At 70.0% G+C, this 26,114-nt stretch carries 27 protein-coding genes and 6 pseudogenes; 18 read left to right on the forward strand and 15 right to left on the reverse strand.

Annotated features, from left to right (window positions below; all coding sequences use genetic code 11):
• From ABTY04_RS41280 to ABTY04_RS35435, 3 genes and pseudogenes are all read right to left on the reverse strand, one after another.
• Nucleotides 1-129, reverse strand: a pseudogene (locus ABTY04_RS41280) (IS256 family transposase); the annotation flags it as partial.
• A gap of 126 nt (nucleotides 130-255) precedes the next feature.
• A complete protein-coding gene (locus tag ABTY04_RS35430) occupies nucleotides 256-930 on the reverse strand; it encodes a DUF6461 domain-containing protein (protein WP_352217562.1) in 675 nt (224 codons plus the stop codon).
• Entirely contained in the window at nucleotides 927-2,027 is a 1,101-nt protein-coding gene (locus ABTY04_RS35435; RefSeq protein WP_352217563.1) for an ArsR/SmtB family transcription factor, read from the reverse strand. The genes ABTY04_RS35430 and ABTY04_RS35435 overlap by 4 nt, the downstream gene beginning before the upstream one ends.
• 126 nt (nucleotides 2,028-2,153) lie before the next feature.
• Here ABTY04_RS35435 and ABTY04_RS35440 point away from each other — a divergent pair, with 126 nt between their 5' ends.
• Nucleotides 2,154-2,624, forward strand: a complete 471-nt coding sequence (locus ABTY04_RS35440) for an aminoacyl-tRNA deacylase (protein WP_352217564.1) — start codon at nucleotides 2,154-2,156, stop codon at nucleotides 2,622-2,624.
• Nucleotides 2,625-2,749: 125 nt separating this feature from the next.
• Entirely contained in the window at nucleotides 2,750-3,388 is a 639-nt protein-coding gene (locus tag ABTY04_RS35445; RefSeq protein WP_352217565.1) for a LysE family translocator, read from the forward strand.
• 562 nt (nucleotides 3,389-3,950) lie between these two features.
• Here the strand turns inward: ABTY04_RS35445 and ABTY04_RS35450 are convergent.
• The 3 genes from ABTY04_RS35450 to ABTY04_RS35460 form a co-directional block, all read right to left on the reverse strand.
• Nucleotides 3,951-4,127 (reverse strand): hypothetical protein, encoded by a 177-nt coding sequence (locus tag ABTY04_RS35450; protein WP_352217566.1) that lies wholly within the window; start codon nucleotides 4,125-4,127, stop codon nucleotides 3,951-3,953.
• 38 nt (nucleotides 4,128-4,165) lie between these two features.
• Nucleotides 4,166-4,399, reverse strand: a complete 234-nt coding sequence (locus tag ABTY04_RS35455) for a hypothetical protein (protein WP_352217567.1) — start codon at nucleotides 4,397-4,399, stop codon at nucleotides 4,166-4,168.
• Nucleotides 4,400-5,000: 601 nt separating this feature from the next.
• Entirely contained in the window at nucleotides 5,001-6,239 is a 1,239-nt protein-coding gene (locus ABTY04_RS35460) for an alpha/beta fold hydrolase (RefSeq protein ID WP_352217568.1), read from the reverse strand.
• Between the two features lie 627 nt (nucleotides 6,240-6,866).
• Here ABTY04_RS35460 and ABTY04_RS35465 point away from each other — a divergent pair.
• Nucleotides 6,867-7,191, forward strand: a pseudogene (locus ABTY04_RS35465) (ISAzo13 family transposase); the annotation flags it as partial.
• On the opposite strand, the gene ABTY04_RS35470 reads toward ABTY04_RS35465, so the two are convergent.
• Both ABTY04_RS35470 and ABTY04_RS35475 read right to left on the reverse strand, forming a co-directional pair.
• Complete coding sequence (locus ABTY04_RS35470) at nucleotides 7,172-8,365, reverse strand: isochorismate synthase (protein WP_352217569.1); 1,194 nt, start codon at nucleotides 8,363-8,365, stop codon at nucleotides 7,172-7,174. The pseudogene ABTY04_RS35465 and the gene ABTY04_RS35470 sit on opposite strands and share 20 nt — an antisense overlap.
• A gap of 40 nt (nucleotides 8,366-8,405) precedes the next feature.
• Nucleotides 8,406-9,158, reverse strand: a complete 753-nt coding sequence (locus tag ABTY04_RS35475; protein ID WP_352217570.1) for an SDR family NAD(P)-dependent oxidoreductase — start codon at nucleotides 9,156-9,158, stop codon at nucleotides 8,406-8,408.
• Between the two features lie 186 nt (nucleotides 9,159-9,344).
• On the opposite strand from ABTY04_RS35475, the gene ABTY04_RS35480 reads away from it, so the two are divergent.
• Nucleotides 9,345-9,977: an isochorismatase family protein gene (locus tag ABTY04_RS35480; protein ID WP_352217571.1), complete on the forward strand. Its 633-nt coding sequence runs from the start codon at nucleotides 9,345-9,347 to the stop codon at nucleotides 9,975-9,977.
• Nucleotides 9,978-10,100: 123 nt separating this feature from the next.
• Here the strand turns inward: ABTY04_RS35480 and ABTY04_RS35485 are convergent, their stop codons facing one another.
• Nucleotides 10,101-10,748, reverse strand: coding sequence for a hypothetical protein (locus tag ABTY04_RS35485; RefSeq protein ID WP_352217572.1), 648 nt, complete (start codon nucleotides 10,746-10,748; stop codon nucleotides 10,101-10,103).
• Between the two features lie 344 nt (nucleotides 10,749-11,092).
• Between ABTY04_RS35485 and ABTY04_RS35490 the strand changes: the two are divergent.
• Nucleotides 11,093-11,344 (forward strand): annotated as a pseudogene (locus ABTY04_RS35490) (transposase family protein); the annotation flags it as partial.
• A 28-nt stretch (nucleotides 11,345-11,372) separates the two neighbouring features.
• Here the strand turns inward: ABTY04_RS35490 and ABTY04_RS35495 are convergent.
• Both ABTY04_RS35495 and ABTY04_RS41285 read right to left on the reverse strand, forming a co-directional pair.
• Complete coding sequence (locus ABTY04_RS35495; protein ID WP_352217573.1) at nucleotides 11,373-11,624, reverse strand: integrase core domain-containing protein; 252 nt, start codon at nucleotides 11,622-11,624, stop codon at nucleotides 11,373-11,375.
• A 52-nt stretch (nucleotides 11,625-11,676) separates the two neighbouring features.
• A pseudogene (locus ABTY04_RS41285) lies at nucleotides 11,677-12,843 on the reverse strand (IS30 family transposase).
• A gap of 154 nt (nucleotides 12,844-12,997) precedes the next feature.
• Between ABTY04_RS41285 and ABTY04_RS35510 the strand changes: the two are divergent.
• Nucleotides 12,998-13,324 carry a TfoX/Sxy family protein gene (locus ABTY04_RS35510; RefSeq protein WP_352217576.1) on the forward strand — a complete coding sequence of 109 codons (327 nt, stop codon included), beginning with the start codon at nucleotides 12,998-13,000 and terminating at the stop codon, nucleotides 13,322-13,324.
• A gap of 27 nt (nucleotides 13,325-13,351) precedes the next feature.
• Here ABTY04_RS35510 and ABTY04_RS35515 read toward each other — a convergent pair whose 3' ends face one another.
• Nucleotides 13,352-14,368: a helix-turn-helix transcriptional regulator gene (locus ABTY04_RS35515; RefSeq protein WP_352217577.1), complete on the reverse strand. Its 1,017-nt coding sequence runs from the start codon at nucleotides 14,366-14,368 to the stop codon at nucleotides 13,352-13,354.
• A 116-nt stretch (nucleotides 14,369-14,484) separates the two neighbouring features.
• Here ABTY04_RS35515 and ABTY04_RS35520 point away from each other — a divergent pair, with 116 nt between their 5' ends.
• From ABTY04_RS35520 to ABTY04_RS35550, 7 genes and pseudogenes are all read left to right on the forward strand, one after another.
• The gene (locus ABTY04_RS35520; protein ID WP_352217578.1) at nucleotides 14,485-15,258 is read left to right on the forward strand and encodes a VOC family protein; all 774 of its coding nucleotides are present in this window, start codon (nucleotides 14,485-14,487) and stop codon (nucleotides 15,256-15,258) included.
• A 427-nt stretch (nucleotides 15,259-15,685) separates the two neighbouring features.
• A pseudogene (locus ABTY04_RS35525) lies at nucleotides 15,686-15,970 on the forward strand (VOC family protein); the annotation flags it as partial.
• 271 nt (nucleotides 15,971-16,241) lie between these two features.
• Entirely contained in the window at nucleotides 16,242-16,649 is a 408-nt protein-coding gene (locus tag ABTY04_RS35530; protein ID WP_352217579.1) for a VOC family protein, read from the forward strand.
• The gene (locus tag ABTY04_RS35535) at nucleotides 16,646-16,867 is read left to right on the forward strand and encodes a VOC family protein (protein WP_352217600.1); all 222 of its coding nucleotides are present in this window, start codon (nucleotides 16,646-16,648) and stop codon (nucleotides 16,865-16,867) included. The genes ABTY04_RS35530 and ABTY04_RS35535 overlap by 4 nt, the downstream gene beginning before the upstream one ends.
• A 105-nt stretch (nucleotides 16,868-16,972) precedes the next feature.
• Nucleotides 16,973-17,902, forward strand: coding sequence for an SDR family oxidoreductase (locus ABTY04_RS35540; protein WP_352217580.1), 930 nt, complete (start codon nucleotides 16,973-16,975; stop codon nucleotides 17,900-17,902).
• Nucleotides 17,903-17,943: 41 nt separating this feature from the next.
• Nucleotides 17,944-18,330: an MmcQ/YjbR family DNA-binding protein gene (locus ABTY04_RS35545; RefSeq protein WP_352217581.1), complete on the forward strand. Its 387-nt coding sequence runs from the start codon at nucleotides 17,944-17,946 to the stop codon at nucleotides 18,328-18,330.
• 130 nt (nucleotides 18,331-18,460) lie between these two features.
• Nucleotides 18,461-18,910, forward strand: a pseudogene (locus ABTY04_RS35550) (transposase); the annotation flags it as partial.
• A gap of 180 nt (nucleotides 18,911-19,090) precedes the next feature.
• On the opposite strand, the gene ABTY04_RS35555 reads toward ABTY04_RS35550, so the two are convergent.
• Nucleotides 19,091-19,693, reverse strand: coding sequence for an ABATE domain-containing protein (locus tag ABTY04_RS35555; RefSeq protein WP_502996784.1), 603 nt, complete (start codon nucleotides 19,691-19,693; stop codon nucleotides 19,091-19,093).
• Between the two features lie 112 nt (nucleotides 19,694-19,805).
• Between ABTY04_RS35555 and ABTY04_RS35560 the strand changes: the two genes are divergently transcribed.
• Nucleotides 19,806-20,597, forward strand: coding sequence for an MBL fold metallo-hydrolase (locus tag ABTY04_RS35560; protein ID WP_352217583.1), 792 nt, complete (start codon nucleotides 19,806-19,808; stop codon nucleotides 20,595-20,597).
• A gap of 621 nt (nucleotides 20,598-21,218) precedes the next feature.
• Nucleotides 21,219-21,788: an IS110 family transposase gene (locus ABTY04_RS35565; RefSeq protein ID WP_352217584.1), complete on the forward strand. Its 570-nt coding sequence runs from the start codon at nucleotides 21,219-21,221 to the stop codon at nucleotides 21,786-21,788.
• A 105-nt stretch (nucleotides 21,789-21,893) separates the two neighbouring features.
• Here the strand turns inward: ABTY04_RS35565 and ABTY04_RS35570 are convergent, their stop codons facing one another.
• Entirely contained in the window at nucleotides 21,894-22,901 is a 1,008-nt protein-coding gene (locus tag ABTY04_RS35570; RefSeq protein WP_352217585.1) for a radical SAM protein, read from the reverse strand.
• Nucleotides 22,898-23,896 carry a helix-turn-helix transcriptional regulator gene (locus ABTY04_RS35575; RefSeq protein WP_352217586.1) on the reverse strand — a complete coding sequence of 333 codons (999 nt, stop codon included), beginning with the start codon at nucleotides 23,894-23,896 and terminating at the stop codon, nucleotides 22,898-22,900. The genes ABTY04_RS35570 and ABTY04_RS35575 overlap by 4 nt, the downstream gene beginning before the upstream one ends.
• A gap of 495 nt (nucleotides 23,897-24,391) precedes the next feature.
• Here ABTY04_RS35575 and ABTY04_RS35580 point away from each other — a divergent pair, with 495 nt between their 5' ends.
• The 3 genes from ABTY04_RS35580 (at nucleotide 24,392) to ABTY04_RS35590 (ending at nucleotide 26,110) form a co-directional block, all read left to right on the forward strand.
• Complete coding sequence (locus ABTY04_RS35580) at nucleotides 24,392-24,868, forward strand: VOC family protein (RefSeq protein WP_352217587.1); 477 nt, start codon at nucleotides 24,392-24,394, stop codon at nucleotides 24,866-24,868.
• The gene (locus tag ABTY04_RS35585) at nucleotides 24,865-25,812 is read left to right on the forward strand and encodes a Gfo/Idh/MocA family protein (protein ID WP_352217588.1); all 948 of its coding nucleotides are present in this window, start codon (nucleotides 24,865-24,867) and stop codon (nucleotides 25,810-25,812) included. The genes ABTY04_RS35580 and ABTY04_RS35585 overlap by 4 nt, the downstream gene beginning before the upstream one ends.
• 154 nt (nucleotides 25,813-25,966) lie before the next feature.
• Complete coding sequence (locus tag ABTY04_RS35590) at nucleotides 25,967-26,110, forward strand: hypothetical protein (RefSeq protein WP_352217589.1); 144 nt, start codon at nucleotides 25,967-25,969, stop codon at nucleotides 26,108-26,110.
• Nucleotides 26,111-26,114 lie beyond the last annotated feature (4 nt).

Here is a 26,114-nt window from a genome sequence, read left to right on the forward strand (position 1 = left end):
CGTCAGCAACCCGCCCTCACCGAGCAAGGCCGTCCCCGAGGCATCAGCCTTGTCGAGCAGCCGCTCGACCACCTCGTCGACCATCGCGTCCCCGGCCGCGGAGGCGACCGGTTCTGTCTTCTCTGCCATGACTCGTCCGATCCGCCCGGCCCAAGAGCCCGAGGCCGAGCCCCGGGCCAGGCTGTCACATCACGGACTTACACGATCTTTCAGACACGCTCCACAGGGCAGCCCGGGGAGGGCGGTCGCGCGTTGTCATCGGACCTGAACAGTGGCGCAGATGAAGGTCGTGTCCTGGAGCAGCGCCGGAGTGATGGCCACGCTGGTCAGGTGCTCTGCCAGAGCGAACGCCGCTGGTGAGGACAGATCCGTTTCCGGAGACTCGTCCTCGAGGTGGAAGCCGATCCGCACCATGACGTCCAGGAGCTCATCGGGTGCGGTGCCCCACCGGTCCTCAGGGAACACGGGGTCGAAGCACAGTCGTAGGAACTGGTCCTCCGCCCAGAGAAACGTGCCGACGGCGTTGATGTTGGCGAAGTGGGAGACCCAGCTCGCCCCCGCCGAGGCCGGCAGGGCTCGATCTTCGGTGACTCCGATGTACCCGTTGGTCTCGATCACCAGCGTCCAGGCACCCACAGTCGTCATGGCGACCAGCTGACGGTCGCCCTCCTCCAGGTCGTACTGGGCGAATGCGGCGTCGACGACTGCGGCTATGCCCTGAAGGGGCGCTTCCGGTCGTCCCGCGAGCCGGGACACCACCTCAGCAGGTGCGAGGCCCCGCACCAGGGTGAAGCAGTACGCCTCGGCGATGTCTGGAAAGTCGTCTTCGAACCATGCGTATTCCGCTCCGTGGCTTTGTCCACGAGAAACGGTTGGGCAGCAGCTGCTGCCCGGTGCAGCGGGTTGTTTCAGTTCCCCTCCCCCGCTCACCGCCGGGGGGTGGTCGGGAGGTCGGTGAGGGCTGCAGCGATCTGGTCGAGGCAGGTGTGGTTGAGGGAGTAGAGGACGTAGTAGCCCTCGCGGCGTGAGGTGGTCAGTCCAGCCTGGGTCATCAGCTGGAGGTGGCGGGAGATCACGGACTGCGACAGGCCGAGGAGGGTGGCCAGTTCCTGGGTGCTGCGGCTCTGTGCGGCGAGGCAGGCGATGATGTTCAGGCGTGGGGCGGCTGCCAGGGCTCGTAGCGCGGTGAGGAGTTCCGCTTGGCTTGTGGTGCGGGGTGCTGCGGCGGGCGCGAGGGGCAGGGCGGGGTAGGTGACCCGAAGGGGCCAGGGGGCGTCGCAGGTGACGCGTACGTGGGGCCACACGTAGTGGCTGGCGGTGAATGTCAGCGGGCGGGCGGGGGTGACCGTGAGGTCGTGGTGGTGCGGGCGATCGAGGCGCAGTGTCCGCTGTGCGGGGTCGATGCGGATCTGGGGTACCAGCGTGCGGAGCATCGGGAGGACACCCTGGTGGGCGATCCTCGCTCCCGCGTGGGCGATCGTCTCGTACAGGGTGGGTTCGATGCGTTCCCACTCGCGGGCGAAGGCGGCGCTCCAGTAGTCCTCCAGCGCGGTGAGCGCGCCCTCCAGGACCGGGAAGGGGTCGGTGAGGATGTCACTCAGCCGTGCGGCCCGGCCGGGGTCGGCCTGCTGGAGCTCGGCGAGGGCCGCGTCCCGGGTGGCTGTGTTCTCGACCAGGTCGGGTCCGTTGAAGCGGGTGGTGTCGAGGAGGGTCTGGGCGAGTTCGGCGGCCAGCTGCGCTGGCGGTAGCGCGCGTACCGACGCGAGCTGTTCGCCGAAGTCCGCCTCGTGATCGTCCGCCCGGCTTTCGAAGAAGGCTGGGATGTAGTCGGCGACCACGAAGCCGTGCTCGCGCAGCTGGCGGCGCAGCCCGGCGGACAGACGACGGCATTTCCGCACCCAGGGCACGTGCAGGGCGTGGTGTCCGGGGCCGGTGAGCACGTGCCAGGAATGGACCGCTTCGAGCAGCGGGGAGGCGGAGAAGGCCAGGTTCTCCTCGGCCGTCTCGGTGAAGTGGATCGTGATCACGATTGCATGATTCCACAATCAGTTGATCAGATCCCGTCGGGTCGGTCAGGCTCACGGAGCAGCCATCCACCGGAGCCACCCATCAACATGCTCATCCCCTCACTAGCCGAAAGCCGCAGGTCCCGCATGAGCACGCCCGAGACACCCTGGCGAGCCATCCTCGACGCGGACGGCAGCACATACACCGTCCACGAGCACGCCGCCGCCCACAGCGTTGCCGAACGCCAGGCACTGCCCTTCCCCTGGTCGCAAGCGGTGAAGACGCTCGCCTTCACCACCCCGGAGAACCCGCTGCTGCTCGTGGCCCTGCGCGCGGACGACCGAGTCGACCTGGCCCGCCTCGCGGGCGCCATCGGCGCCAGCCGCTCGCAGCTGCGCGCCGCCGATACTGGCCTGCTCAGCGCAGAGGGCCTGGCCCCCGGAGGCATCCCGCCGGTCAGTCACCGGCCCGGGGTGCCGTGCCTGATCGACACAGCGGTCATCGAATCCGGACAGCCCGTCTACTGCGGTGCCGGATCCGCCGACCGCACCCTTCAGGTGCAGCCCGCGGTCCTGGCCCGGCTGCCCCGCGCTCAAGTGACGCTCCTGCGCCGTTGACGCCGCAGGCGCGGACCGTCGGCCCGCCCCGGGCACGGCTTCGACGGCGTCCCTACCTCACAGGAACAGCAACCGCGGCATGCCGGCCAGGCACCCGCTCCAGAAACTCAGGAAGCAACCGACCCATGGTGTCCACCCCGAACCTTCTGGCGTTCGCCGCGATGTCGCTCGTAGTGATCGCGATCCCAGGCCCGAGCGTCCTCTTTGTGGTCGGCCGCGCCCTCGCCCACGGCCGCCGCACGGCACTCGCCACGGTCCTGGGCAACCTCCTCGGCTGCTACGCCCTCGTCCTCGCGGTGGCCCTGGGCCTGGGCACGCTCGTCCAGGGCTCGGCCACGGTGTTCACGGCGGTGAAACTCGCAGGAGCCGCCTACCTCATCCATCTCGGTGTCCAGGCATACCGCCACCGCGACGGCCTACGCGCGGCCATGACGGTGTCGGCGGGCGAGAAACGCAGTGATCTGCGCACGGTCCTGGACGGTCTCCTCGTCGGTGTCACCAATCCGAAGGGCCTCGTCTTCTTCGCGGCGGTCCTGCCTCAGTTCGTGAACCACGACGTCGGCAGCGTCCCTCTCCAAATGATGGTTCTCGGCCTGGTCCCGGCCGTCATCGGCTTGCTCTGCGACACCCTGTGGGGCCTGGGTGCCTCGGCCGCCCGCGCCTGGCTCGCCGACTCGGACCGCCGTCTTTCGACGATCGGCGGCGCGGGTGGCGTCGCGCTGATCGGCCTGGGCATCACCGCCGCCGCCTCCTCCCGCCACTGACCCCCTCCGGACACACAGACTCCAGACAATGTCGCCCGCATCACCCACTCGCTGCTGAGCGACATGGCCGAACTCGTCAACCCCGTCGGCATGCGCCATGGGCACCGAGCATCAACCGCGTAGTCGATGCCCCACCCGCACCGGCTCCGGGGTGCTGTCCGTTCTCACTGCCTATTCGATTCCCAGCGACGCGGCACCGCCTCCCGAAGTCATGAAAGTCGGGACGACAAAATTTGCACCTGCGCCCCGCTTGACCCCCATCGGCGCCGTTCTTCCCGGGGGTGAGCCACTCGTCGCGGACCGCCACCTCGGCGCGCTCGGCCCGGTACAGGGGTGAGGCGGGGTCCGCGACCGCCATGGCGATGAATGTGTTCCGCAGGGCCGTGCGGGAGGTGGGTGGGCGGCGAACCCGACGCCGGCCATGATGGTGGCGCCCGCGTGCAGCGGGCGGAGGGGACAGGTGGAGTCTCCTGGGGTGGGTTCGATGTGGAGCCTCAGCTCGATGGGGTCGATGCCCGGGCAGGGGCGGGACAAGGAGGCGTGGCAGACCCCGATCGAGGACTCAGCCGTCCGTGGGCGGCGCGTCGTGGTACGGGTTGCGCGGTTGCCCGACGGGCTTCAGGACACCGACCTCCATGGCCGGGACGGGGTTCGCGACGGGGACGTGCTCGGCCCGCCAGACGCCCGTGACCTCGACCCAGGTGTCGTTGTCGGGTGCCTTCACGCCGTGCATCTCCACGTGCAGGGTCCGCGCGTCGGCCGCGCAGCAGCTGAGCTTCAGGCGGTTGAGGTACCAGGTGTGTCCGGGCTCTTGCCGGCGGAGACGAACCCCAGCAGCCGGACCTCGCGGCCGCGCAGGGTCTGCGGCGCGTGCACGGAGCGTCCGATGAACTCCTCCAGGGCCATGGGCGTGACCGGCGCGTCAGCCAGTTCCTCATAGGCGGTCTGCTCGACGCCGGACGCGGCCCCGTCCCGCGAGGCCGGCGGCGCTCTCGATGTCGTTGTAGGCACTGAGGTCGGCCCCGCTCGCCGCCAGTTTCTCGCGGCAGGCCTTCGTGGCCTCGACGTGCAGGCGCTCGGTGGACGGCGCGTCGTAGACGAGGCCGGTCGCGCGCGTTGAACTCGTCGATGTTGCGGCAGGTGAGTGCCGGGTCGGCCGAGTACGTGCCGTGCTGGGACATGAGGATCACGTCGCGGTCGCGGTTCAGGCCGCCGTCGACCGCCATCTTCGCCTCGCCGACCGCGTCGTCGCCGGGCCCGCTGGCGAGCCACACCATCGGGTCGGGTTCGGGCTTGGCGGCCGATGCCGGCACGATCGCTACGCGGAGTTTGATCTTTCGGCTGTCCGGCTTGGCGCGGTTCTCGGGCATGGTGAGCGTTCCGCAGCGGGCCCCCTTGAGTTCGGGGACCGGGTCGGGCGTCTTCGGGCAAGGGCCAGGCTCGTAGCTGGCGTCGCCCACGGTGCGGGCGACCGTGCCGGTCGCTACTGCGGGCGTCTCCTCTTGCGCGCTCGCCGGCGCCGCGAACAGACCGGCCAGGAGCATCCCGGTCGCCGCTGCGGCCGACCCGGTGCGCAAGCGTCGTGCGTGTGACCGTGCCATCATTCCTCCCGTCACTTCGGGGTGATCGTGAACGGTTCCCACCTGAGCCCCGCCACGCAGCCGGTGTCGGGCGCGGTCGGGCGGGTGAGGAAGGACGCCAGTATCTTCTGGGCGCAGGGCGACTGCGGGACCACCCAGTGCCCGATCCCGGGCACCTGCACGGTGGTCGCGTGGGACAGCGTACGGGCGGTCTTCGGCGCCCCGCTGGCCCCGGTCTTCATGTCGAACGTCCCGTTGATGAACATCGTCGGCACCGAGCTGACGGTGGGCACGCGTTGGGCGGCGGTGCGGTCCGGGACGTTCCAGATACGGCATATGGGGTCTTGGAAGGGCAGTTGAGGTGCCTCGGCCTGGACCGATTTCGGCCATTCGGGGAACGCTTCGCGGCCCGCCTTCAGCACGTCGGACGGCGGGTGGTCCGGCGTCCATTCGCTGCACACCACCGACTGCGTCAGACCGTGGGCGGTCTCGCCGGCCGCCTGGACCGAACCGGCGGCACGGGCCTTGGCGAAGCGCTCGGGGTTTCCGCGGCCGAGTTCGTCGATGGCCGCCGGGACGTCGGCGAACGGGATCGCCTTGGCGACCAGCAGGTTCAGCAGTGCGCCGCCGTCGAGGACGACCTTCACCGGGTCTCCGCCCTGCGGCGGCCGGACGTTCGGCGTCAGCGGCTGGGCCTCCAGCTTGCGTACCTGCTCGTTCAGGGTGCGCTCGAGGTCCGGGTAGCGGCTCTTGCAGCCGGGCTCGGCCGCACAGGCCTTGTAGAGGTTGCCGAGCCCCTCCCGGGCGTTGGCCCAGGCGAACGGCAGGGAGACGTACTGCCCAGGGGCGGCCGAGTCGAGCGCCACCGCGCGGAGCCCCTGGGGGTGCAGGCGCAGGTAGGTCAGGGCCAGGTTGCTGCCGTATGAGTGGCCGTAGACGTTCCATTGCTTGATGCCCAGTGCGGTGCGCAGGTCGGCGAAGTCGGCCGCGTTCTCGGTGCTGTTGTAGGCGCTCAGGTCGGCCCCTTCGGCTGTCAGGCGATCCCGGCACTGCTTCACCGCGTCGAGCATGAGCTTTTCCGTCTGCGGTGCGTAGGAGGGGAGCCCCACGGACTGGGCGTAGAAGCGGTCCAGCTCCGGGCAGGCAAGGTTGAGCTTGTCGTAGAGGTTGCCGCGCTGGGCCATGACGATCACTTCGCGGTCCCGGTTCAGGCCGGAGGAGACCAGGAACGGGATGTCGTCGAACGTCTCGCCACCGGGGCCGCCCGCCATGAAGACCACGGGTCCGGGGCGGGCTTCGCGGAGACGGGTGGGATGACCGCGACGGCAGGCCTGATGGTCCGGCCGCCGGGACGGGCACGGTTCTCGGGGACCTCCAGGACACCGCAGCGGGCGTTGGCCAGCGCTTCGATCGGTTGAGGTGGCTTGGGGCAGGAACCGCGAGGCGGGGGCCGTGCCGGGACCGGTGGTATCGGTGGTATCGGTGGTATCGGTGTGCGGTGGTGCGGCGCCCGCCAGCGTCGGGCCGAGGGCTGCCAGGAGAGCCAGAGCAGCCCCTGCGGCCAGCACACCGATATGGAAGCTGTGCTCTGCCATGTGATCCCGTTCCTCTGCCTGTCGACGGCTGCCCCGCCGGCTGATGCCACGGCCGGTGTGGCCGGAAGACGCGCACCAGGACGGGAGGCGGCCACTGGTGCTCGCGGCCTCTGGGCCGGTGTCCTGCTGTCTCCGGCCGTCGCCGGATGTGTTCCAGAGGCGGCCAAGAGGTCCCACAGGCGACAGTCGATCTCGGGGTCCGCGGCAGATTCCACCGGTCGTACGAGGGTGGGGTGGCCCTTGGATTCGTTGCGTCCATCGGGTCCGATGAACTGACCGCCCTGGGCGTGCAGGGAAGCGGCCGAACTGGACCAACTCACCTGGACCCTGGCCGCGGACGGTGCACCCGAGCGCGGCCGCCCGCCCCGACTCTCATTCCCCGAACAGGTGCCGGCAACCGTGCTCCACCTGCGGGTCCCACTGGCCGCAGAACCTCTGGCCGTGCTGTTCGGCAGCAGCAAGACCGCCCATGCACCGCGCCCTTCTGAAGAACCGGCGACTGCTCACAGCCCACGGCATCGCCATCCCGTCCGCGACGACCCCACCTGCGGCTCTCACAGCCCTCCAGGCACGGATCCTCACCCTGACCGGCACACCCAGCAACAAGATCAAGACGACGCGTCAATGATCTGCAAGCCCTCAGGAAGCTCATCGTGGGAATGTGCGGCTGAGCGGGTGTGCTGGTGCTGGTGTGGGGTAGGCAGGGCGCTGAGAAGGGTGGACAGTTTGGCTCCTGTCTCGGCCAGTTCTGTCTCGGGGCATGAGTCTGCGAGGATGCCCGCTCCCGCGTAGAGGCGCAGTCCCTGTTGGGAGAGTTCTCCGCAGCGCAGGGTGATGACCCACTGCCCGTCGCCGTGTCGGTCCATCCAGCCGATGAGCCCGGTGTAGTAGCCGCGTGGCCGGCTCTCCAGTCGCTGGATGAGGCGCCGGGCGTCACCGGTCGGTGATCCGCAGACGGCCGGGGTGGGATGGAGGCGCAGGGCGAGGTCGAGGGCGCTGGGGCGCGGGTGCCGGAGGCGGGCGCGGATGACCGTGGATAGGTGCCAGACATGGCTGGTGGCCTTGAGAGAGGGCGTGGCCGGCACGTCGAGTGCGGCGCACAACGGCTGCAGCCGGTGGGCCAGGTGTTCGACCACGAGGGCGTGTTCACGGCGGTCTTTGGGCGACTTCAACAGTGCGTCGGCGACGGCGTGATCCCGAATGGGGTTTGGGTGCCGAGATGCCGTGCCCGCGAGGGGATTCAGGCACAGGTGGTTGCCGTGGCGGGCCAGGAGCAGCTCGGGTGAGGCGCCGACGAGCAGTGTGCTCCCGGCGTCGTCGTCCGGTGAGATGTCCGCGCGGAAGACGTGGGCGTCGGGCTCTTGCTGCCGGAGGCGGTGCAGCAGGGCGGCTGCGTCTTCCGGGCGGAGTCCGGGTACGAGGAGGCTGCGCGCGAGGACCACCTTGCGGACCTTGCCGGACCGCAGCTCGTGCAGGCCCTGCGCGACGGCGGCGAGGTAGGCCGGGTCGCCGGGCGGCTGCGGGGCAGGGGTGGCGACACGGAGAGACTGTTCCTGCCGTGCGCGAGGGCGGATGATCAGAGGCGCGAGGGTGAGTACGGCGGGCGTGTGCTCGTCGAAGGGCATGACGCCGACGACGGCGTACCCGGGAGGAGCGTCCAGCAGGGCCTCTTCCGCTGCACGGCTGAGTCGGGAGAACTGCCCGGCCCCGGACTGTGCGGGGAGCCGATGCCCCGGGCCCGTCCGCATGACGCGCCGTGAGGTGGTCAGGATCCAGCTGTCGGGAGCGGTCTGGCTCGTCATCGTCCCTCCGGGCGGTTCGTTCCTCCGGGCGGTCGCGGGTTCAGCCGTGCAGAGCGGCACCGCCGTCCACGTACAGGCTGTGCAGGGTGATGTGCCGCGCCTGGTCGGAGAGCAGGAAGCCGACCGCTCCCGCGACGTCCTGCGGCTCGGCGACTTGGCGCAGCGGGATCCCCGTACGGTGCAGGGCAAGGTCACCCCGTATCGCTGCCGCCACCGCGTCCGGGCCCATGGAGGCCAGCATGGGGGTGTCGGTTGAGCCGGGGCACACCACGTTGCAGCGGATCCCGTACGCGGCGACCTCCAGGCCCAGGCCCAGGGTGAACGCCTGGGCGGCTGCCTTCGACGCGGCATACGCGGCCATCCCTGCTCGCGGCACCCCCACCGCGTTCGACGCCACGGTGACGATCGCCCCGCTGCGCCGCTCCGTCATGCGGCGGGTGGCGGCACGGGACCACAGGAAGACGCCGGTGGCGTTGACGGCGAACATCTCGTGCCAGTCGGCCTCCGCGCATGACATGACAGGACCGGCGCACAGCACGCCGGCGATGTTCACCAGTGCGCTGACGGGACCGAGTTCGTGCTCGGCCTTCTCGAATACCTCTTCCGTCTCCGACGCGACGCGGACATCCGCCGGATAGCAAGCAGATGGGGCCAGGGCCGGGCGATGGGCGTCCCGCAGACGCCGCAGCGCGTCCTCGTCCCGGTCCACGGCCACGACGCGGGCACCGCTTTCGGCAAGGGTGCGGCAGACCGCGGCGCCGATTCCCCCGCCCGCGCCGGTGACCACGGTCACCCGTCCATCAAGTCCTGACAGCTGCACCGCACCTCCCGTGAAGATGGATCGCCACAGCTGTCCGTGCAGCCCCGGCGAATTCAGTGGTACAAGGCGCACGGGCGGCGGCAGGGCGCCCGGGGTGAGCGTGAGCGTGCCCCCGGACGCGCCCGCTGTGCGCCCGTCTCGAGGGGAAGGCATGCAGGCATGAGCCTGCCGATGATCCGGCCGTACGAGCTGCCCGACCGTGCCTGCCTCCGGCACAACCGCCTGCCCTGGCGGTTTGACCCAGCGCGCGCTGTACTCCTGGTCCACGACATGCAGAACTACTTCCTGCGCCCCTACACCGACCCCTCCCTGGTGGAGGAGGTGACCGGCCGTATCGCACGGCTCCTCCGGGCCGCCCGCACCGCGGGCATCCCGGTGTTCTACACCCGGCAGCCCCCAGACCAGGACCCGCAGCGCCGCGGGCTGCTGACCGACCTGTGGGGGCCCGGCCCAGGCTCGCGGGCCGACGACGCCGACATCACGGCCACGCTCCGCCCGCACCCGCAGGAAACGGTGGTGACCAAGCACCGCTACAGCGCCTTCCACGGCACCCGCCTCGCCGACCGCCTAAAACAGCTCGGCCGAAACCAGATCGCCGTCACCGGCGTCTACGCCCACATCGGTGTGCTGCTCACTTGCGCCGACGCATTCATGCACGACATCCAGCCGTTCCTGGTCGCCGATGCCACCGCCGACTTCGACGCCGAGAGCCACGCCTGGGCCGTGCGCTACGCGGCAACACGCTGCGCCGTCGTCACGCTTGCCGCCAACGTCGAAGGCGCGCTCGCCTGATGTTCGACGGACAGCTTTCCGCCCGGGAAGTGGCTCAGCAAAAGGGCGGCCGGAGCTGTTGTGGCCGGCTCCGGCCGCCCCCTGCCTCCTGGTCTTAACGTCCTGGTCTCGCTCGGGTGCCGCTCAATGCTGTGGCTGATCCAGCAGGTTGGTGATCAGCTTCCGCAGCCGTCCCTGCCGTACGGTCTCGACGCCGTGAACCAGTTGGGCCCCGTACACGATGGCCGTACCGGCCGGAGGCGCGCTTGTCCAGCGGGTGCGCGGGACATCGCGCAGCGCGGCGATGGTTTCCGGGGTGGCGTGGTGGGAGATCTCTCGTGCGAAGCGGGTGCCGGGTGCGAAGGCGCTTCCCTCGTCGGCGGTGCGGTCGGTCCACAGGGCCTCGGAGGAGGAGGTGTCGACGTAGAACTGGCCTCCTTGGTCCGCTTCCTGGAGGTGGAAGGCCATGCGGGCGACGCGCTGGGGCCGCTCGTCGGGGTCGCCGACGCCGTGCAGGTGCGGGTCGATCCCGTCGCCCGGGCCGAGGTCGTGGTAGTCCCACGCGGTCGCCCCGGCGACCGCGGGGAACGTCCGTTGGATGGCGGGCAGAGCGCGCTGGAGTGCGATCGCGAGGATCTCCTGGATCTCGTCGGGCGGGGTGATGCCGTCGCTGGGCCGGACCGGTGCCCACCCGGTGGTGGCCAGATGGTCGTCCAGGAGCTTGGTGAGCTGGGTGATCTCCTCGAGGCTGAGGAAACCCTCGACCGTATGCACGGCCAGTGTCTCGGTCATGTGGATCACGCGAAGACTCACTCCTCTGGTAGCGAATGCGCGGAACGGAGTGCTGTGCGTACACCTCATCTGAGCGCAGAGCAGCCTCGGCGCCAAGCCGTCGGGTGCGGGGGCACGGGAGCACGGGAGCACGGGAGCACCAAGGGCGCACGCCGGGTCGCACGATCACTGAGCTTTTTCAACGTGGCCACTGATCGGGTGACCAGGGCGGCTGCGCAGCGGGCGAGGCCCCTCGGGTTGTTGAGCGGGATGTCTGACGTTCGCAGCTCTTCAACTCGAGGGCCTCGTTGGTTCCTTATCGTGCCGTACTCGATGTCCCGCATGCACTCGTGGAATGAGTCACGATGCTCATCCTCACCCGGGAGGGTGGTCGGCGGTGCCGGCTACCGCCTTCGCAGCGGGCTCTGGTCGCGCGGGTGTACCTGCGGAAGAACGACACCCTGCAGCAAGTGGCGGTCGGCATCAGCGTCGGCACCGCACATGCGCACGTTCACACTACGGTGCAGCACCTGGCCCGCCTCGCCCCCCGGCTGACCGTCGCACTGCGGTCGACCGATGCCCGGTACGTCCTGCTGGACGGCACCCTTGCCGAGTGTGTCAATCCCCTCGGACTGTGGAGCTCTTCTAAGCGGCCAGCTCCAAGGCGGAGTTGGTTCGGTGGTCGCGCTCGTACTCGATCGGACTCTGGTAGCCGCACACGCCGTGTAGTCGGTGGGTGTTGTAGAAGCCGGTGGTCCAGGTCGCGATCCTCAGCCGGGCCTCTGTGCGGGTGGCGAATGTGTGGCGGTGTACATACTCGACCTTGAGCACACTGTTGAACGCCTCGCTGACGGCATTGTCGAAACACGACCCGACGCGGCCCATGGACTGGGTCACGCCCAGGCGGCGGCAGGCCCGGCGAAAGCGCCGGGAGCCGTACTCGGCGGGCTCAAGCGGTCAGTGCATCACCGCTGTTCAGGAGGCCAGCGTAAACCTCTGCCGGAGTGCGGTAGCCATGGGTCTTGCGCGGACGATGGTTGAGCTCATTGGCGATGACGTCCAGGTCGGCCTGGCTGAACGTGCGGAGGTCCGCGCCCTTGGGGAGGTACTGCCGAAGCTGCCGGTTGGTGTTCTCGTTGGTGCCTCGCTGCCACGGGCTCCATGGCTTGCAGAGGTAGATCGGCATCCCGGTCTCGGCGGTGATGGCCTGGTGCTCGGCCATCACCCGGCCCCGCTCCCAGGTGAGCGTCCGTCGCAGCTGGGGCGGGATACCGAGGAGACTCCTGGTGAGGTGCGGAGCGACTTGCTCAGCCTTGATGCCGTCCGGCAGCGCAACGATGGCTGTGTAGCGGCTGGTGCGCTCGACGAGCGTGGCGACTGCCGAGGGCCGGGTACCCATCACGAGGTCGCCCTCCCAACGGCCGGGGACCTTGCGGTCCTCGACCTCGGCAGGGCGGGCAGTGATGGACACCATGCCGCGGATGACGCCCCGCCCGGTGGGCCGACGGGCGACCTTCGGGCGGCGCATGGGCCCGGCTGACCGCAGCCGCTGGGTGAGGCTGCGGTCAATCGCCTGGCGCCGACGCGGGTCGTAGAACGAGAGGTAGATCGCTTCGTGCGAGATCTGCATGGAGGCGTCACCGGGGAACTGCCGTCGCAGCCATCCTGCGATCTACTCGGGAGACCAGCACAGAGCCAGCTTGGCCTCCACCAGCGCGCGTAGAGCGGGCCGTTGGGCGAGCTTGGCCTGCTTGGGCCGGCGCCCACGCGCGTAGACGGCCACATCGGCGGAGGCGGCATGGTAGCGGTCCCGGCCGCCGTTGCGGGCGATCTCGCGGGAGACGGTCGAAGGCGATCTACCCAGCCCCCTGGCCAACTGCCGGGCAAATTCTCCGGCGGCGATCCCGCGGGATATCTCCTCGCGCTCGCCGCCGGTCAGATGCCGCTCTGATCGCAGCTGCGGGGTGAGGCGGACGCCGCCGCTCTGGTACAGGAACCGGCGCACGTGGTGCATAGGCGCCCCGAGCGCCCGCCCGATCAAGCTGAACGACCGCACCTCACACCAGCGTCTCCAAATCTCATCCTGCTGAGCTGCAGAAAACCCGTAGTCACACACCTGTGCCTCCACGATCACGTGATCATCCGTGGGTGGTGCGTTGATCACTTGAGGGTGCCAAGGTTTCTTGAAGTACGGATGCCGCGTCAGTATCGGCGGGGCTGGGCTCGGTCCTGAGCGAGCGCGGGCCCGGAGGTGCCGTTAGGTTCGGTTCATGGCATATGACGAGGCGTTGGCGGGGCGGGTCCGGGAGCGGCTGGAGACGGATGGCGCGGTGGCCGAGAAGAAGATCTTCGGTGCGGTCACGTTCCTGTTGCAGGGCAACACACTGGGCGGTGTGGCGGGCGACGATCTGTTCCTGCGGGTGGCGCAGGAGGACATGGCCGACGCGCTCGCCCGGCCCGGGGCGCGGCCGTATGAGTTCAAGGGGCGGATGTCGAAGGGCTGGGTGTGCGTGGCTGGGGAGGCCCTGGACGACGACGCGCTGGAGGAGTGGCTGCGGGTGGCCTTGGACGCGACGGCCGAGCTGCCGCCCAAGTGACCTGGGCGGTTGGCGGTGGGTGGCCCCTCAGTGGTCCTGCGTGGTGGGGGTGTGGGGCTCGTCCGGCTCGCTGGTGGTGAGCGCGCGAGCCACGTCCTGCAGGAGCTGTGCGAACTCCTTGAGGTGCGGGGCGAGTTCGGGGCTTCCTTGAAAGGTGCTGCCGGGGCCGGGGGCAAGGTCGAAGAGCTGGAGGGCGATGCGGCGGGGGGCGTCGGCGGCCAGTTCGATGGTGCTGGTGTGCGCGCCGACGCTCCGTACGCGCTCGGGCAGGACCTGGGTGTGGTCGAGGACGGTGGCGGCGTCGGCGGGGACGGTGACGCTCAGGGTGTAGCGGGCGGGGGCGGCGGCGACGCGTGCGGCCAGGAAGGCGATGGGGTCGGTGGCTGGCAGTTCGCGGGGGGTGACGCGGTGGCCGGTGGGGACGGGGTAGGTGAGCCGGTCCACGCGGAAGGTGCGCCAGTCGGTGCGGTCGGTGTCGTAGGCGATCAGGTACCAGCGGGTGCCCGCGACGACCAGGCTGTGCGGTTCGACGCGTCGCGGCGCGGTACCGCCGCTCCTGGACGGGTAGGTGAAGGTGACGATCTCGTGGTCGCGGCAGGCCGCGGCCAGGACGGCCAGCGCGGAGGGGTCGGCCCCGGGTCCTCGGTCCCAGGGGACGGTGGTGGTGGCCGCATGGATCGCGGCGACCTGGTGGCGCAGCCGGGCGGGCAGCACCTGTTCCAGTTTGGCCAGGGCGCGTACCGCGCTCTCGGCGATGCCGCTCACGCCACTGGTGGCGGTGCGCAGGGCGGTGGCGATGGCGACGGCTTCTTCGTCGTCGAGTAGCAGTGGCGGCAGGTCGGCTCCGGCGGCCAGGCGGTAGCCGCCAGTGCGGCCGGTGGTGCTTTCGACGGGGTAGCCGAGCTCGCGCAGGCGGTCGATGTCGCGGCGGATGGTGCGCAGGGTGACGCCGAGGCGGTCGGCGAGTTCGCCGCCGGTCCAGGCGCGGCGGGTCTGCAGCAGGGACAGCAGGCGCAGCATGCGGGCGGGCAGATCCTGGGTCATGGCTCCGACACTGCCAGGAAAGGGTGACAGGAGCTGTCCTAAAAGGCTTCTAGCGTGGGATTCGTCCCCGGAAGAGATCCCTTCCCTTCCTCTCCCACTTGGATTAGGAGCGTGTCATGGAAGCGCCCCCGCTGGACATGGTCTTCGGCTTCGAGATCGACACGAGCGACCCCCGGGCCGTCAAGGACTTCTACGGCCCCTGGCTGGGCTGGACCTTCGAGCTGGAGCCCGCCCCCGGCGCCGCCGGCGTTGTCCTCACCCGCATCACGACCCCGGAGGCCCTTGCCCCGACGGGCCAGATCCGTCAGCACCCCGCCGGCGCCGAGGAGGCCATCACCCTCCGTGTCGAGTCCGCCGACGTGGCCGCCGACGCGGCCCGGCTCCAGAAGCTGGGCGCGACAGTGGTCACCCCGGCGGCCGAGGACGGTGACGGCACGGTCCGCGCCCGGATCACGGACCCGCGCGGCAACGTGCTGACCCTCGTGGCTCCCGCCGGCGGAGTGACTCCCCAGGCCCCGCAGCCCGGCGCCATGGCCCAGTTCGAGCTGTCCACCACCGACCTGGAGGCGAGCCGGGCCTTCTACAACGCGGCATTCGGCTGGGGCTTCGAGTACGACCCCGGCTCGGTCGGTACCCCGTACCACGGCATCCGGACCCGCGGCCCGATCCCCACCGGTGGCGCCTACGACCACAGCGGCAACCCGCAGGCCCCGGAGTTCGCCATCATCTCCATCCTGACCACGGACGTGGGCGCCACGGTCGCCAAGGCCGTCTCGCTGGGCGCGAAGGTGGACGACGAGCCCCGAAGCACCACCTACGGCCTGGTCTTCGCCCGTCTCATCGACCCACGCGGCAACCGCATCGGCCTGTTCAGCCTGCCCCAGGGCTGAGCGGCCCGGGCGCGCCGCTGATGCCCGGGCCCGGGTCATGGCGATCCCCGCCCGGACACCGGCAGCTGCGGTCCCACTCGGAGTCGTCCTCGTCGCACCTACGGGCATCACGCTCGTCGTCGCCTGGTCGGTGAGGTCCTTGAAGTCCTTGACCTCGCCCGCGCGGTCGATCGGGCGGTGCCGGCTCCGCCGGTGTGCGGGGTCGGGGCGCGACGAAGGCCGGCCCCAGATCGAGGCGCTTGTCCATGTCCAGGCGGAAGGCGCCGCACGGGTTGACGTTGGGCCAGAACAGCGCGGTCAGACCGCGACGGCCCGCATCACTCAATCACACCATGAACCATATAGGACATTCTCTGACCTATTTGCTCGTTACGGTCGAATCCAGAGGGCGGAAACCGCTCAGCCGACCCCACAGAGGAGAAGACCCATGGCCAACACAAACCCCGGCAGCGCCCTGAACGGCAAGGTGCTGTCGCACGCGATCTGGGCCGAGGACGGAGGCGAGCTCGCGAAGTTCTACGCCGCCGCCCTCGGCGCGCAGGTCTCCGAGCCGTACCGGGACGAGGACGGCAACCCGGCGGCCTTCCCCGTGTGGGTCGGCGACATGATGTACGTCTTCTGGTCCGCAACGTCGTTCAAGGCCCCGACCTGGCCCCAGGACGAACTCGCCTTCCACATGGACATCAGGTTCGACGACGCCGAGGCGGCGGAGAACCGGCTCCTCGGGCTGGGCGCCACAAGCCCGCCCACCAGCCGGGCGGGGACCACTGGACCGTCCTGCTCGACCCCTCCGGCCAGCCCTTCTGCATCAGCAGCACCCGCTGACCGCCCCAGCCGCTCACAGCGGCTGCTCTCACCAAGACGGCGGCCCCCCGAGTGCACGCCCGCCCCGACCGGCGGAGAAAGGAACCGCAGGGCGCCCGGCGTATACAGGCCCCCGCGTTCGCACCCTGGTGAAAGCCGCACCCGACCATGGAGGATTCATGCCATTCGCGCCCTGCCTGAGTGTCAAGGACACCGCGGCCAGCAACACGTTCTACAAAAAGCTCGGCTTCGACGTCGATTCCAGCACCGCCCGCCCCGGCGACGACATCCACATGCTGTTCTACCAGGGCGGATTCTGCGCCATGCTCTACAGCAACGCCGACCTGAAGAACTGGCTGCCCAGCCTGGCCGACACCCCCATCGGCTTCGCCGGCATGTTCTACCTGGGTGTGGACGACTTCGACGGAGCCCACGACCGCAATTCCCGGCACGCCGAGATCATCAAGGACACCGGCGCCGACCACACCGGCCAGCGCATGTTCTACTTCCGCGACCCGGACGGCTACGTCATCGGCATCAACGACCAAGCCGCCCTCCAGGCCAGCGAATTCGGCAAATACGCCTGACCCGGGCTCCGGACAACAGAAGGGCCAGAGCCCTGAACGCGGACGAGCTCGTCGTCCACCTCGACCTGACCTTCGCCGACGTGGAGGCCGCCGAGCGGCGTCTCGTCGGCCTCGGTGCCACCAAGCCGGCCCACCAGCCCGGCGGCAGGCACTGGACGGTGTTGCTCGACCCTTCCGGCCAGCCCTTCTGCATCAGCGCCGCCGGCAAGAACAAGTGAAGCAACCCCCTGGTCCGCGCAGTGCAGCGGACGGACCGGGATCGACACATCGGGGTACGGACCGTGCTCCGATCACCATCTTTGAGCGAACAAGGAAAGACCCACATGAACCACAACGAAGGCAAGGCGCTGGCGGGGAAGGTGGCGCTGGTCACCGGGGCGAGCCGCGGCGGGGCGAAGGCGATCGCCGTCGAGCTCGGCCGGGCCGGGGCCACCGTCTACGTGACCGGCCGCACCACCCGCGGCACGGCGGGCGAGTCGGGCCGCCCGGCCGAGACCGTGGAGGAGACCGCCGAGCTGGTCACCGCCGCCGGCGGAGAGGGCATCCCCGCCGTGGTCGATCACCTCCAGGCGGAGCAGGTGCAGGCACTGGCCGAACGCATCGACCGCGAACAGGGCCGGCTGGACATCCTCGTCAACGCCATCTGGGGCGCGGAGCACCTCGTCGAGCGCGGCAAGAAGATGTGGGACTGCGACCTCGACAACGGCTTGCGCATGCTGCGGCTCGGCATCGAGACCTACTACGTCACCAGCCACTACCTCCTGCCCCTGCTGATCCGCCGGCCCGGCGGCCTGGTGGTGGAGCTCACCGACGGCACCGAGGAGTTCAACAGCAGCCACTACCGTGCCCCCTTCGCCTTCGACCTCGCCAAGTTCGCCCCGTTCCGGATGACGTGGGCGCTGTCGGAGGAGCTGAAGGAGTACGGCTGTTCGGCCCTGGGCCTGGCTCCGGGCTGGATGCGTACCGAGGCGATGCTCGACGCGTTCCACATCACCGAGGAGAACTGGCGCGACGGCTGCACGGTGGACCCCACGTTCGCCATCTCCGAGACCCCGCTCTTCACCGCCCGGGCCGTCACCGCGCTCGCCACCGACCCGGACGTGGCCCGCTTCACCGGCGGCTCCCTGTCCGTCGGCACCCTGGCCAAGCAGTACGGCTTCACCGACGCCGACGGCTCGGCCCCCGACTCCGTCCGCTACTTCCAGGACTACATGCGCACCGGACAGGCACCCGACCCCGACGACTACCGCTGAACGCGGCCCCCTGGGAACCCAGCCGGACGAAGGACATCACCATGACTCCCGAGGACGTCGCTGAGCTCGCCCTGTCGTTGCCGGAGGTGGCGGAGGAGGAGCCGTACGGTCCCAACAGGCCCGTCTACAAGGTCGGCGGCAGCATCTTCGCCATGCTCGCGGCAGCCACCAGAACCCACCCCGACCAGCTCACCGTCAAGTGCGAACCCCAGCTCGCCCTGCACCTGTGCGAACAGCACACGGCCGTACGCCCCTGGTACCAGGGCCGCCGCTGGCACTGGCTCACCGTGCACCTGGACGACGACACGATGCCCGACGAAGACCTCACCGACATGCTCCACCACGCCTGGGACTGCGTGGTAGCAGACCTGCCCGCCGCCACCCGCGACCGGCTACGCACCCTTGGCCACGAACAGCGAGGACCTTGAGGTCAGTACCTGTGGAGATCCATCCCACCAGTGACCGCTGAGCCTGTCTGAAAGATCGTGTAAGTCTGTGATGTGACAGCCTGGCCCGGGCTCGGCCTCGGGCTCATGGGCCGGGCGGATCGGATGAGTCATGGCAGACAAGGACGAAGCGGCCGCGGCTATGGCCCGTGACGCGATGGTCGACGAGGTGGTCGAGCGGCTGCTCGACAGAGCTGACGCCTCAGGGGCGGCCCTGCTCGGTGAGGGCGGGCTGCTGACGGAGATCACCAAGGCGGTACTGGAGCGGGCTCTGGAAGCCGAGATGAGTGAACACCTCGGCTACGAACGAGGAGACCTTGCAGGTCACGGGTCGGGGAACTCGCGTATCGGGACTTCTCCAAAGACGGTCCTGACCGATGCCGGGGCGGTCACTTTGGCGGCTCCGCGGGACCGCAACGGCGAGTTCGAGCCGCGTCTGGTGCCGAAGAACGCCCGTCGGCTGGCCGGGTTCAACGACCGGATCCTCTCGCTTTACGCCCGCGGGATGAGCGTGCGCGACATCCGCTCCCACCTCGCGCAGATCTACGGGGTTGAGGTCAACCCGGACCGTGATCCACAAGTGCCGTGCTCGCCTCGCATCCGGCGCCCTTGCTGATCAGCCACTCAAAACGGGGGCGATCACGACTCTTCCCGGGGCCCTGAGAGGGCCCCAGCCCTTCGCAGGTCGTGCGCGACGTGCCACGGATGCCACGGATGCCGCGGGTGTGGTCGCTGGCGCGGGTCAGTCTGTCTTGGTCTGGGTGCGGCGGGCGTAGGCGCGGGCGGCGCGGGCGCGGTCGCCGCAGCGGGTGGAGCACCAGTGGCGGCGGCCGTGGCGCAGGAGGTACCGGCTGCAGGGGGTGGAGCGGCAGGCGGTGAGGCGCTCGGCGTCGGGTCCGGTGAGCAGGTCGGCCGCGTTGGCCGCGAGGACGGCGAGGGCGTGCTCGACGATCCGGGTGACGGGGTGGGCTGCCTCGCGGTGCAGGCCGCGGTCCGGGTCCCAGTGGAGCAGGGAGGCGGCGGGGGTGCGGGTGAGCGCGTCGTTGACGGCGGTCAGCGCGGCGGCAGGGGCGGGCAGTCCGGCGGTATGGGCGGCAAGCAGGGCGCGGATCTGTTCGCGCAGGGAGCGCAGCCGGCTGGCGCACGTCTCGATCAGGCCGGTGCAGGCGGGGGCGAGGCCCCGGTCGACGAGCCACTGTTCGGCGGCGCCGGGGGTGGCGAGGAAATCGATGGAGTGTCCGCCGGGCAGGGTGACGGCGCTGTTGGCGAGGTCGAGGGCGGGGTACTGCTCGGCGCCCGGCGCGGGGGGCGGTTCGGCGGTCGCGATCTGGTCCATGACCCTCATGGTACAACCTCACCTTTTCCGTGATGCTCACGTTAGCGCTTGCGCTCAACCGTGATAACCGCCTATGGTGACTCACGGATAATCCATGACCTATCCGTGAGGTGCATGTTTCGTGACTACCACCAGCGCCACCCCCGAACAGTTCCCCGTCCGCGTCTTCGGCGGCCCTACCGCCCTTTTCGAGTACGGCGGTCTGCGGTTCCTGACCGACCCGACCTTCGACGCTCCCGGCGACTACCAGAGGCCGGGCGCCCCGCTCCTGGTCAAGACCGCACCCTCCAACGGCACCCCCGATGACCTGGGCCGCATCGACGCGGTCCTGCTCTCCCACGACGAGCACGCCGACAACCTCGACACCTCCGGCCGGGCCCTGCTCGCCGACGTCCCCCTCATCCTCACCACCCCAGGCGGCGGACAGCGCCTGGGAGCCAACGCCAAGGGCCTGGCCGACTGGGAGTCCATCGAGCTGGACCGCCCCGGCGGCGGCACCGTCACCGTCACCGGCGTGCCCGCCATCCACGGCCCCGGACCGCGCCAGGAGATCGAGCCGATCGCCGGCCAGGTCGTCGGCTTCGTCCTGACCGGCGAAGGACTGCCCACCGTCTACGTCAGCGGCGACAACGCCTCCCTCCACCTGGTCAAGGAAATCGCCGCACGCTACGCCCCCATAGATACCGCCATCCTCTTCGCCGGCGCTCCCCGCTTCCCCGTCCTCTTCAACGGCGAACTCCTCGTCCTGGACAGCACCCAGGCCGCCGAAGCCGCCGAGATCCTCGGCGCCCGCCGGGTCGTCCCCGTTCACTACGACAGCTGGGCCCACTTCACCGAAGGCCGTGACCAGCTGATCGCGGCCTTCACCGCAGCCGGCCTCGCCGACCGCCTGGACCTGGGCAACCGCGACTGACCAACCCCGGCCGGAGGCTGCGCCTCCCATGCCGCAGACGCGCCGCGGACGCTCTGGCCCAGGACCCGGCCCCCGGATCTGGTCGCAGCCGCGCAGCCGCAGCCGGAGGGCCTGGTCCTGGCAGGCAGAATTCATGGCGTGGAATGCGGAGGTGGCCGGTCGTCGTTCCGATGGCACAGGACGGACTACCTGCTGCACCGACATCAATCGGGCGCCGTCTCCCTCCCTGACGAGAAGGCAACGGCCGCTACGGCGTCGTCAGGTACGACGGCGCCATCGGCAGGTGGGCGGCGCCCGAATGCGCGGCGAAGCCGTCTTCTCCCCGCCGCCGCTGAACCCCTAACAACTCCAGAACCACCATTAACTGGACAGGAACGCCGGAAGCGCTGCGCTGATCACCTCGGAGACAGGAAGATTGGCCTGGGTGTTCCGGTCAGCCGATGGGTCTGCGATGCCGGTGAGCTCGTTGGACAGGATGGCAATGGGGATCGACCAGGGGACCACGGTTTGTCGCCACGGCAGCACCTGAGCTGCCCGGAGCACGCGTGTCAGACTCCGCTTCTTCCCTGATCCCTCCGGGACACTCGCCCGGCACGGCCGCCGCGTGGGAGGGAGAACGGCATGGCCCGGCAGGACGTGAAGGACGAGGTCATCCATCTACGCTCCGCGGGAGTGGACCTGGGCAAGCGGTTTCTGCTCGCCTGCACCCGCGTCCCCAGCCCGAAGAGGCCCGGCAGCTGGAGCCTGGAAACTGAACGATTCGGCACCACCCAGGCCGAGATCCGCAGACTGCTGGCCTGGCTGGTGGAGGCCCGCGTCGAGGTGGTCGTCATGGAGGCCACATCGGACTACTGGCGGAGCGTCTACTACATGCTCCAGCCGCACCTGAACCTGATGCTCGTCAACCCTGCCCATCTCAAAGGCATCAGGGGCCGCAAAACCGACCCGAGCGACGCGGCTTTCCTCGCCCGGGCCGGAGCGTCAGGGATGGCGATGGGTTCCTTCGTCCCGGACCGGGAGATCCGCGAACTGCGGGACCTGACCCGTCGCCGGACCGAGATAGTCCTCTACCTCGCGGTCCGCGAACAGATCAACCCCAGAGCGCGCGACGCGAACCACGTCGCCCCACACTGGAAAGAGGCACTGAACCAGTTCTCGCTCTTCTTCGAGGACCGGCTCAGCATCCAATAGAACCAGGCGACTTACACAAGATCCCTGACAAGCCCCGATGTCCCGCTCCGCCCAGCCGGGTCGTACCCGGGCCGCCCGAGGAGGAGGTGATCTGCCTGGGTGCGCCTACTCTCCAGATCCCCGCCGACCTGCTGGACCAGAGGCGGACCGGCGCACGTTGCTGACGTGCCGCATGTAGTCCTCCCAGCGGGGCAGGCCGTGGTGCGCGGCGCGGGCGTGGATATGGGCGGTGACCTCCTGGACGTAGCGCTCGGGCATGGCGCGGCGGGCTCCGAAGTCGGCAGCCAGCCGGCGGTGCAGGTGAGGTGGGAGGGTGCGGGCGGACTGGGTGATGAACCAGTCGCGGGCGCCGGGGCTCATGCGCATAACGTCAGGGAAGACCGTGACAGCTCCGGCCTCGGCGCAGGCGGCGACGAGAGCGTCGAGGGCGGTGGGGTGGTCACCCGCGTGCGGGATGACCGGAGCGATGAGGACCCCGGCTGGGACGCCCGCGGCGCGCAGGGCGGCGATCGTCTCGAGGCGGGCGCGGGGTGGGGCTGCGTCGGGTTCGAAGGCGCGCCAGACGCGGTCGTCCAGGGAGCCCAGCGAGGTCATGACCAGGATGTCGGTCACGCGGGCGGCTGCGGCGTAGAGGGGGATGTCACGGCGCAGGAGGGCGGATTTGGTGGTCGTGGTGAAGGGGACGCGGTAGTCGGTCAGGGCGCGGATGATGCCGGGCATGAGCTGGTAGCGGCCTTCGGCGCGTTGGTAGCAGTCGGTGGAGGTGCCGACCATGACCCACTGGTCGCCGGTCTTGCCGGTGCGCAGTTCGCGGCGCAGGACGGCGGCGGCGTTGGTCTTGACGTAGAGGTGGGTCTGGAAGTCTTCGCCGGTGTCGTGGCCGAGGTGGCGGTGGCCGTCGCGTGCGAAGCAGTAAGTGCAGGCGTGCGTGCAGCCGCGGTACGGGTTCAACGTCCAGCCCATGCCGCCGGGCTCGGCGCCGGGCAGGCGGTTGAGGAGGGTGCGGGCATGGGTCTCGTGAAAGGTGATGCCGTGGAAGTCCGGTGACGGCGGCGGGGCCGGGGCCACGGCGGAGGCCGGGAAGAGGGCGGGGTACGGGTCGGCCGGGCTCACCGGTCCGTTTCCTCGCGGCTGGGTGCTTCGCCGAGGGTGCGGGCGGCTCTGAGGAGTTGCCGGCCCAGCTCCTCCACGTGCGGGGCGAGTTCGGGAGAGCCCTGGAGTGTGGCGTCGGGGCCGAGGGTGAGGAGGTGGACGGCGATGTGAAGGGGGTTGTCGGCGCTGATGTCGACAGTGCAGGTGTGGTCGTCCTGCGGCTTCACGCGTTCGGGCAGGGCTCCGGTGCGCGCGCGGACGGTGGCGGCGTCGAGGGGGACGGCGGCCTGGGCGGTGTAGCGGGCGGGGGCGGTGGCGATGGAGGTGGCGACGTACGCGGCCGGGTCGGCGGCGGGCAGCTCGCGCGAGGTGAATCGGCGGCCGGTGGGCGAGACCCCGGCCAGGCGGTCCACGCGAAAGGTACGCCAGCCGTCCTTGTCCAGGTCGCGGGCGACGAGATACCAGCGGCTTCCGGCCGCCACCAGCGCGTGGGGCTCGACGCGGCGGGCGGTGGCCTTCGTGGCCTGCCGGGAGCGGTGGTCGAAGGTGACGACATCGTGGTCGCGGCAGGCGGCGGCCAGTGCGGCGAGGGCGGCCGGGTCGGCCTGCGGGCCGCCGCCCCAGGCCAGTGACACGGTCGCGGTGTGCACGGCGGACACCTGGTGGCGCAGGCGGGCGGGCAGCACCTGTTCCAGCTTGGCGAGCGCGCGCACGGCGGTGTCCTCGATGCCGGTGACACCGGAGGTGGCGGTGCGCAGGGCGACCGCGATGGCGATGGCCTCCTCGTCATCGAGGAGGAGCGGCGGCAGATCCGTACCGGCCGCCAGGCGGTAGCCGCCAGCGTGGCCGGTGGTGCCTTCGACCGGGTAGCCGAGATCGCGCAGGCGGTCGATGTCGCGGCGGACGGTGCGGCCGGTAACGCCGAGGCGTTCGGCTAGTTCGGCGCCGGACCATTCGCGGCGCGTCTGCAGCAGGGAGAGCAGCCGGAGCATGCGGGCGGGAAGGTCCTGGGTCATGCCATTCAGACTCCCAGCGTTTTAGGACGCTCAGTGTCCTAAAAGGGGTCTAGCGTCGGAAACAGACCGAAACCGTCCGGCGGGATCCCGGTGGGACCGCGCCGGGTGATCACACCTCACCCCTCTGGAAGGAGGAACCGCCATGAGCTTTATGGACCCGGGAAACGTCGTCTGGTTCGAGATCAGCACCGCTGACGGCCAGGGCGTCAAGGACTTCTACGGCCCACTCCTCGGCTGGAGCTTCGCCGTAGACCCGGACTCCTCGGTCGGCGGCATCACGTACACGCGGATCATGGCTCCGGGTATGCCATTCCCGATGGGAGCGGTCTACGAGAACTCCCACAGCCCCGAGGAGACGATCAACGTCTCCCTGGTATCGACGGATGTCGCCACCGACCAGGACAGGCTGGCCAAGCTGGGCGCGAGGATGGTCGTCCCGGCTACGCAGGTCTCCGATGTGACCGCGTTCGGCCGCATGGCGGATCCGCGGGCAACGTGTTCTCGCTGTTCCAGAACGACCAGACCCCCGAGCGGCTCAAGGACTTCGCCGAGCAGGGGCGCGAGCAGATGCAGGAGACGGCGGCCAAGCCGGCGCCCGGCTCGTTCGCCTGGTTCGAGATCGGCACCACCGACGCCGAGAGCACCGAGGACTTCTACCGTCGCGCGTTCGGCTGGCGCATCGAGTTCGACGAGAGCGCCGGCGGCAAGCCCTACTCCAACATCTTCACCGGCAACCCCTGGCCCTCCGGCGGCATGTACGACCACGGGGCGGACGGCGTCGACTACCTGATTTCCGTCTTCCTCGTCCTCGACGTGCCCGCGCTCGCCGAGCGGGCCGAAGAGCTGGGCGCCACTGTGGAGTTCGGCCCGGATACCAATCCCGACGGGCTCGTCTACGCCCGGATCACCGACCCGCGCGGCAACCGCTTCGGCATGTTCTCCGCGCCCGTGGGCGAGCAGGTGACGTCATGAGGATCGCGCTGCTGGGCACCAACTTCGGGCAGGCACACGCCGCCGTCTACGCCGCGCGCGGTGACGTGGAGGTGGTGATGTTCGGCCGCGATCCGGAGAAGACCGCCGCAGTGGCCGGACAGTACGGGTTCGCCGCCTCCACCGACCTTGACCAGGCGTTCGACGACGACTTCGACCTCGTCGACATCTGCCTGCCCGTCCCGCTCCACACCTCGTACGTGCTGCGTGCCCTGGAGGCCGGCAAACACGTCCTGGTCGAGCTGCCGCTGGCCGACAACCTGGATGACGCGCGACGCGTGGCCGAGGCGGCCGAGCGCAGCGACAAGCAGGTGTTCGTGGACATGTACGAGCGGTTCATCCCGGCCAACCGGGCCCTCTTCGATGCCGTGCGCGAGGGCACCTACGGGCGCCTGGAACAACTGGCCCTGTGGAACCGGACGGCCCACCTGTGGCCGGGGTTCTCCCTGGGGCTGAAGGTGCTGCCACTGGAGGCCATGCACGGCGACATGGACATCATCACCCGCACCCTCGGCCTGCCCCAGCGGCTGGATGTCACCACCGTCGCCCGCGACGACGACAGCGGCGCCATCGAGGCGGTCCTGCGCTTCGACGGGGCCGTGGCCCGCGACTCAGTCTCGTCGCTGATGCCCATGCCGTGGGGCGCCCGCAGCGGCTACACGGCCACCTTCACCCAGGGAGTCCTCGAGTCGCTGTCGACGATGGGCTTCGACGGCAAGCCGAGCGGCACCCTCACCGCCTACACCGCGGATGGCGTACGGGAAGTGGAGCTGCCGCCCGCGGACCAGTACACGGCGATGATCGACCACGTCCTGGCGTGCCTGCGTGGCGAGGCCGCCAACGAGATCGCCCCGGCGACGGTCCTCGACGCCCTCGCAGTGACCCTGGACGTCGGCCGGCTGGTCAACGGAGCCGACGACCGCTGATGATCCCGCCCATCGGATTCGGGACCTGGCAGATGAAGGGCGACGACGTCTACCGGGCCGTCTCGTTGGCCCTGGAGGTGGGCTACTGGCATCTGGCACCGCCACGCTGTACGGCAACGAGGAGGCGGTCGGCAAGGCGCCGGCCGCCTCCGGCTTGGCGCGCACCGACGTGTTGTCGGGGCACCCGGAACGCATCTTCGAGAACGTCCTCGGCGCCGGCCTGGCACTCGACGCCGAGGACGTCGCCGGCATCGACGCCCGGGGGACGGCCGCCCCCCGTACCCCACGCACACCCTGAGAGA

Source organism: Streptomyces sp. NPDC097981 (assembly GCF_040302565.1).
Classification (GTDB): Bacteria; Actinomycetota; Actinomycetes; order Streptomycetales; family Streptomycetaceae; genus Streptomyces.

Bases quoted from the DNA above. Each gene is read 5' to 3' on its own strand.
- ABTY04_RS35440 (WP_352217564.1), top strand. From the start codon at position 2,154: ATGAGCACGCCCGAGACACCCTGGCGAGCCATCCTCGACGCGGACGGC.
- ABTY04_RS35445 (WP_352217565.1), top strand. From the start codon at position 2,750: ATGGTGTCCACCCCGAACCTTCTGGCGTTCGCCGCGATGTCGCTCGTA.
- ABTY04_RS35460 (WP_352217568.1), bottom strand. From the start codon at position 6,239: ATGGCGGGCGGCCCCGGTGGCGAGACGTTCGACGACATCCCGTTCCTG.
- ABTY04_RS35470 (WP_352217569.1), bottom strand. From the start codon at position 8,365: ATGACGAGCCAGACCGCTCCCGACAGCTGGATCCTGACCACCTCACGG.
- ABTY04_RS35480 (WP_352217571.1), top strand. From the start codon at position 9,345: ATGAGCCTGCCGATGATCCGGCCGTACGAGCTGCCCGACCGTGCCTGC.
- ABTY04_RS35485 (WP_352217572.1), bottom strand. From the start codon at position 10,748: ATGACCGAGACACTGGCCGTGCATACGGTCGAGGGTTTCCTCAGCCTC.
- ABTY04_RS35510 (WP_352217576.1), top strand. From the start codon at position 12,998: ATGGCATATGACGAGGCGTTGGCGGGGCGGGTCCGGGAGCGGCTGGAG.
- ABTY04_RS35515 (WP_352217577.1), bottom strand. From the start codon at position 14,368: ATGACCCAGGATCTGCCCGCCCGCATGCTGCGCCTGCTGTCCCTGCTG.
- ABTY04_RS35520 (WP_352217578.1), top strand. From the start codon at position 14,485: ATGGAAGCGCCCCCGCTGGACATGGTCTTCGGCTTCGAGATCGACACG.
- ABTY04_RS35530 (WP_352217579.1), top strand. From the start codon at position 16,242: ATGCCATTCGCGCCCTGCCTGAGTGTCAAGGACACCGCGGCCAGCAAC.
- ABTY04_RS35540 (WP_352217580.1), top strand. From the start codon at position 16,973: ATGAACCACAACGAAGGCAAGGCGCTGGCGGGGAAGGTGGCGCTGGTC.
- ABTY04_RS35545 (WP_352217581.1), top strand. From the start codon at position 17,944: ATGACTCCCGAGGACGTCGCTGAGCTCGCCCTGTCGTTGCCGGAGGTG.
- ABTY04_RS35555 (WP_502996784.1), bottom strand. From the start codon at position 19,693: ATGAGGGTCATGGACCAGATCGCGACCGCCGAACCGCCCCCCGCGCCG.
- ABTY04_RS35565 (WP_352217584.1), top strand. From the start codon at position 21,219: ATGGCCCGGCAGGACGTGAAGGACGAGGTCATCCATCTACGCTCCGCG.
- ABTY04_RS35575 (WP_352217586.1), bottom strand. From the start codon at position 23,896: ATGACCCAGGACCTTCCCGCCCGCATGCTCCGGCTGCTCTCCCTGCTG.
- ABTY04_RS35585 (WP_352217588.1), top strand. From the start codon at position 24,865: ATGAGGATCGCGCTGCTGGGCACCAACTTCGGGCAGGCACACGCCGCC.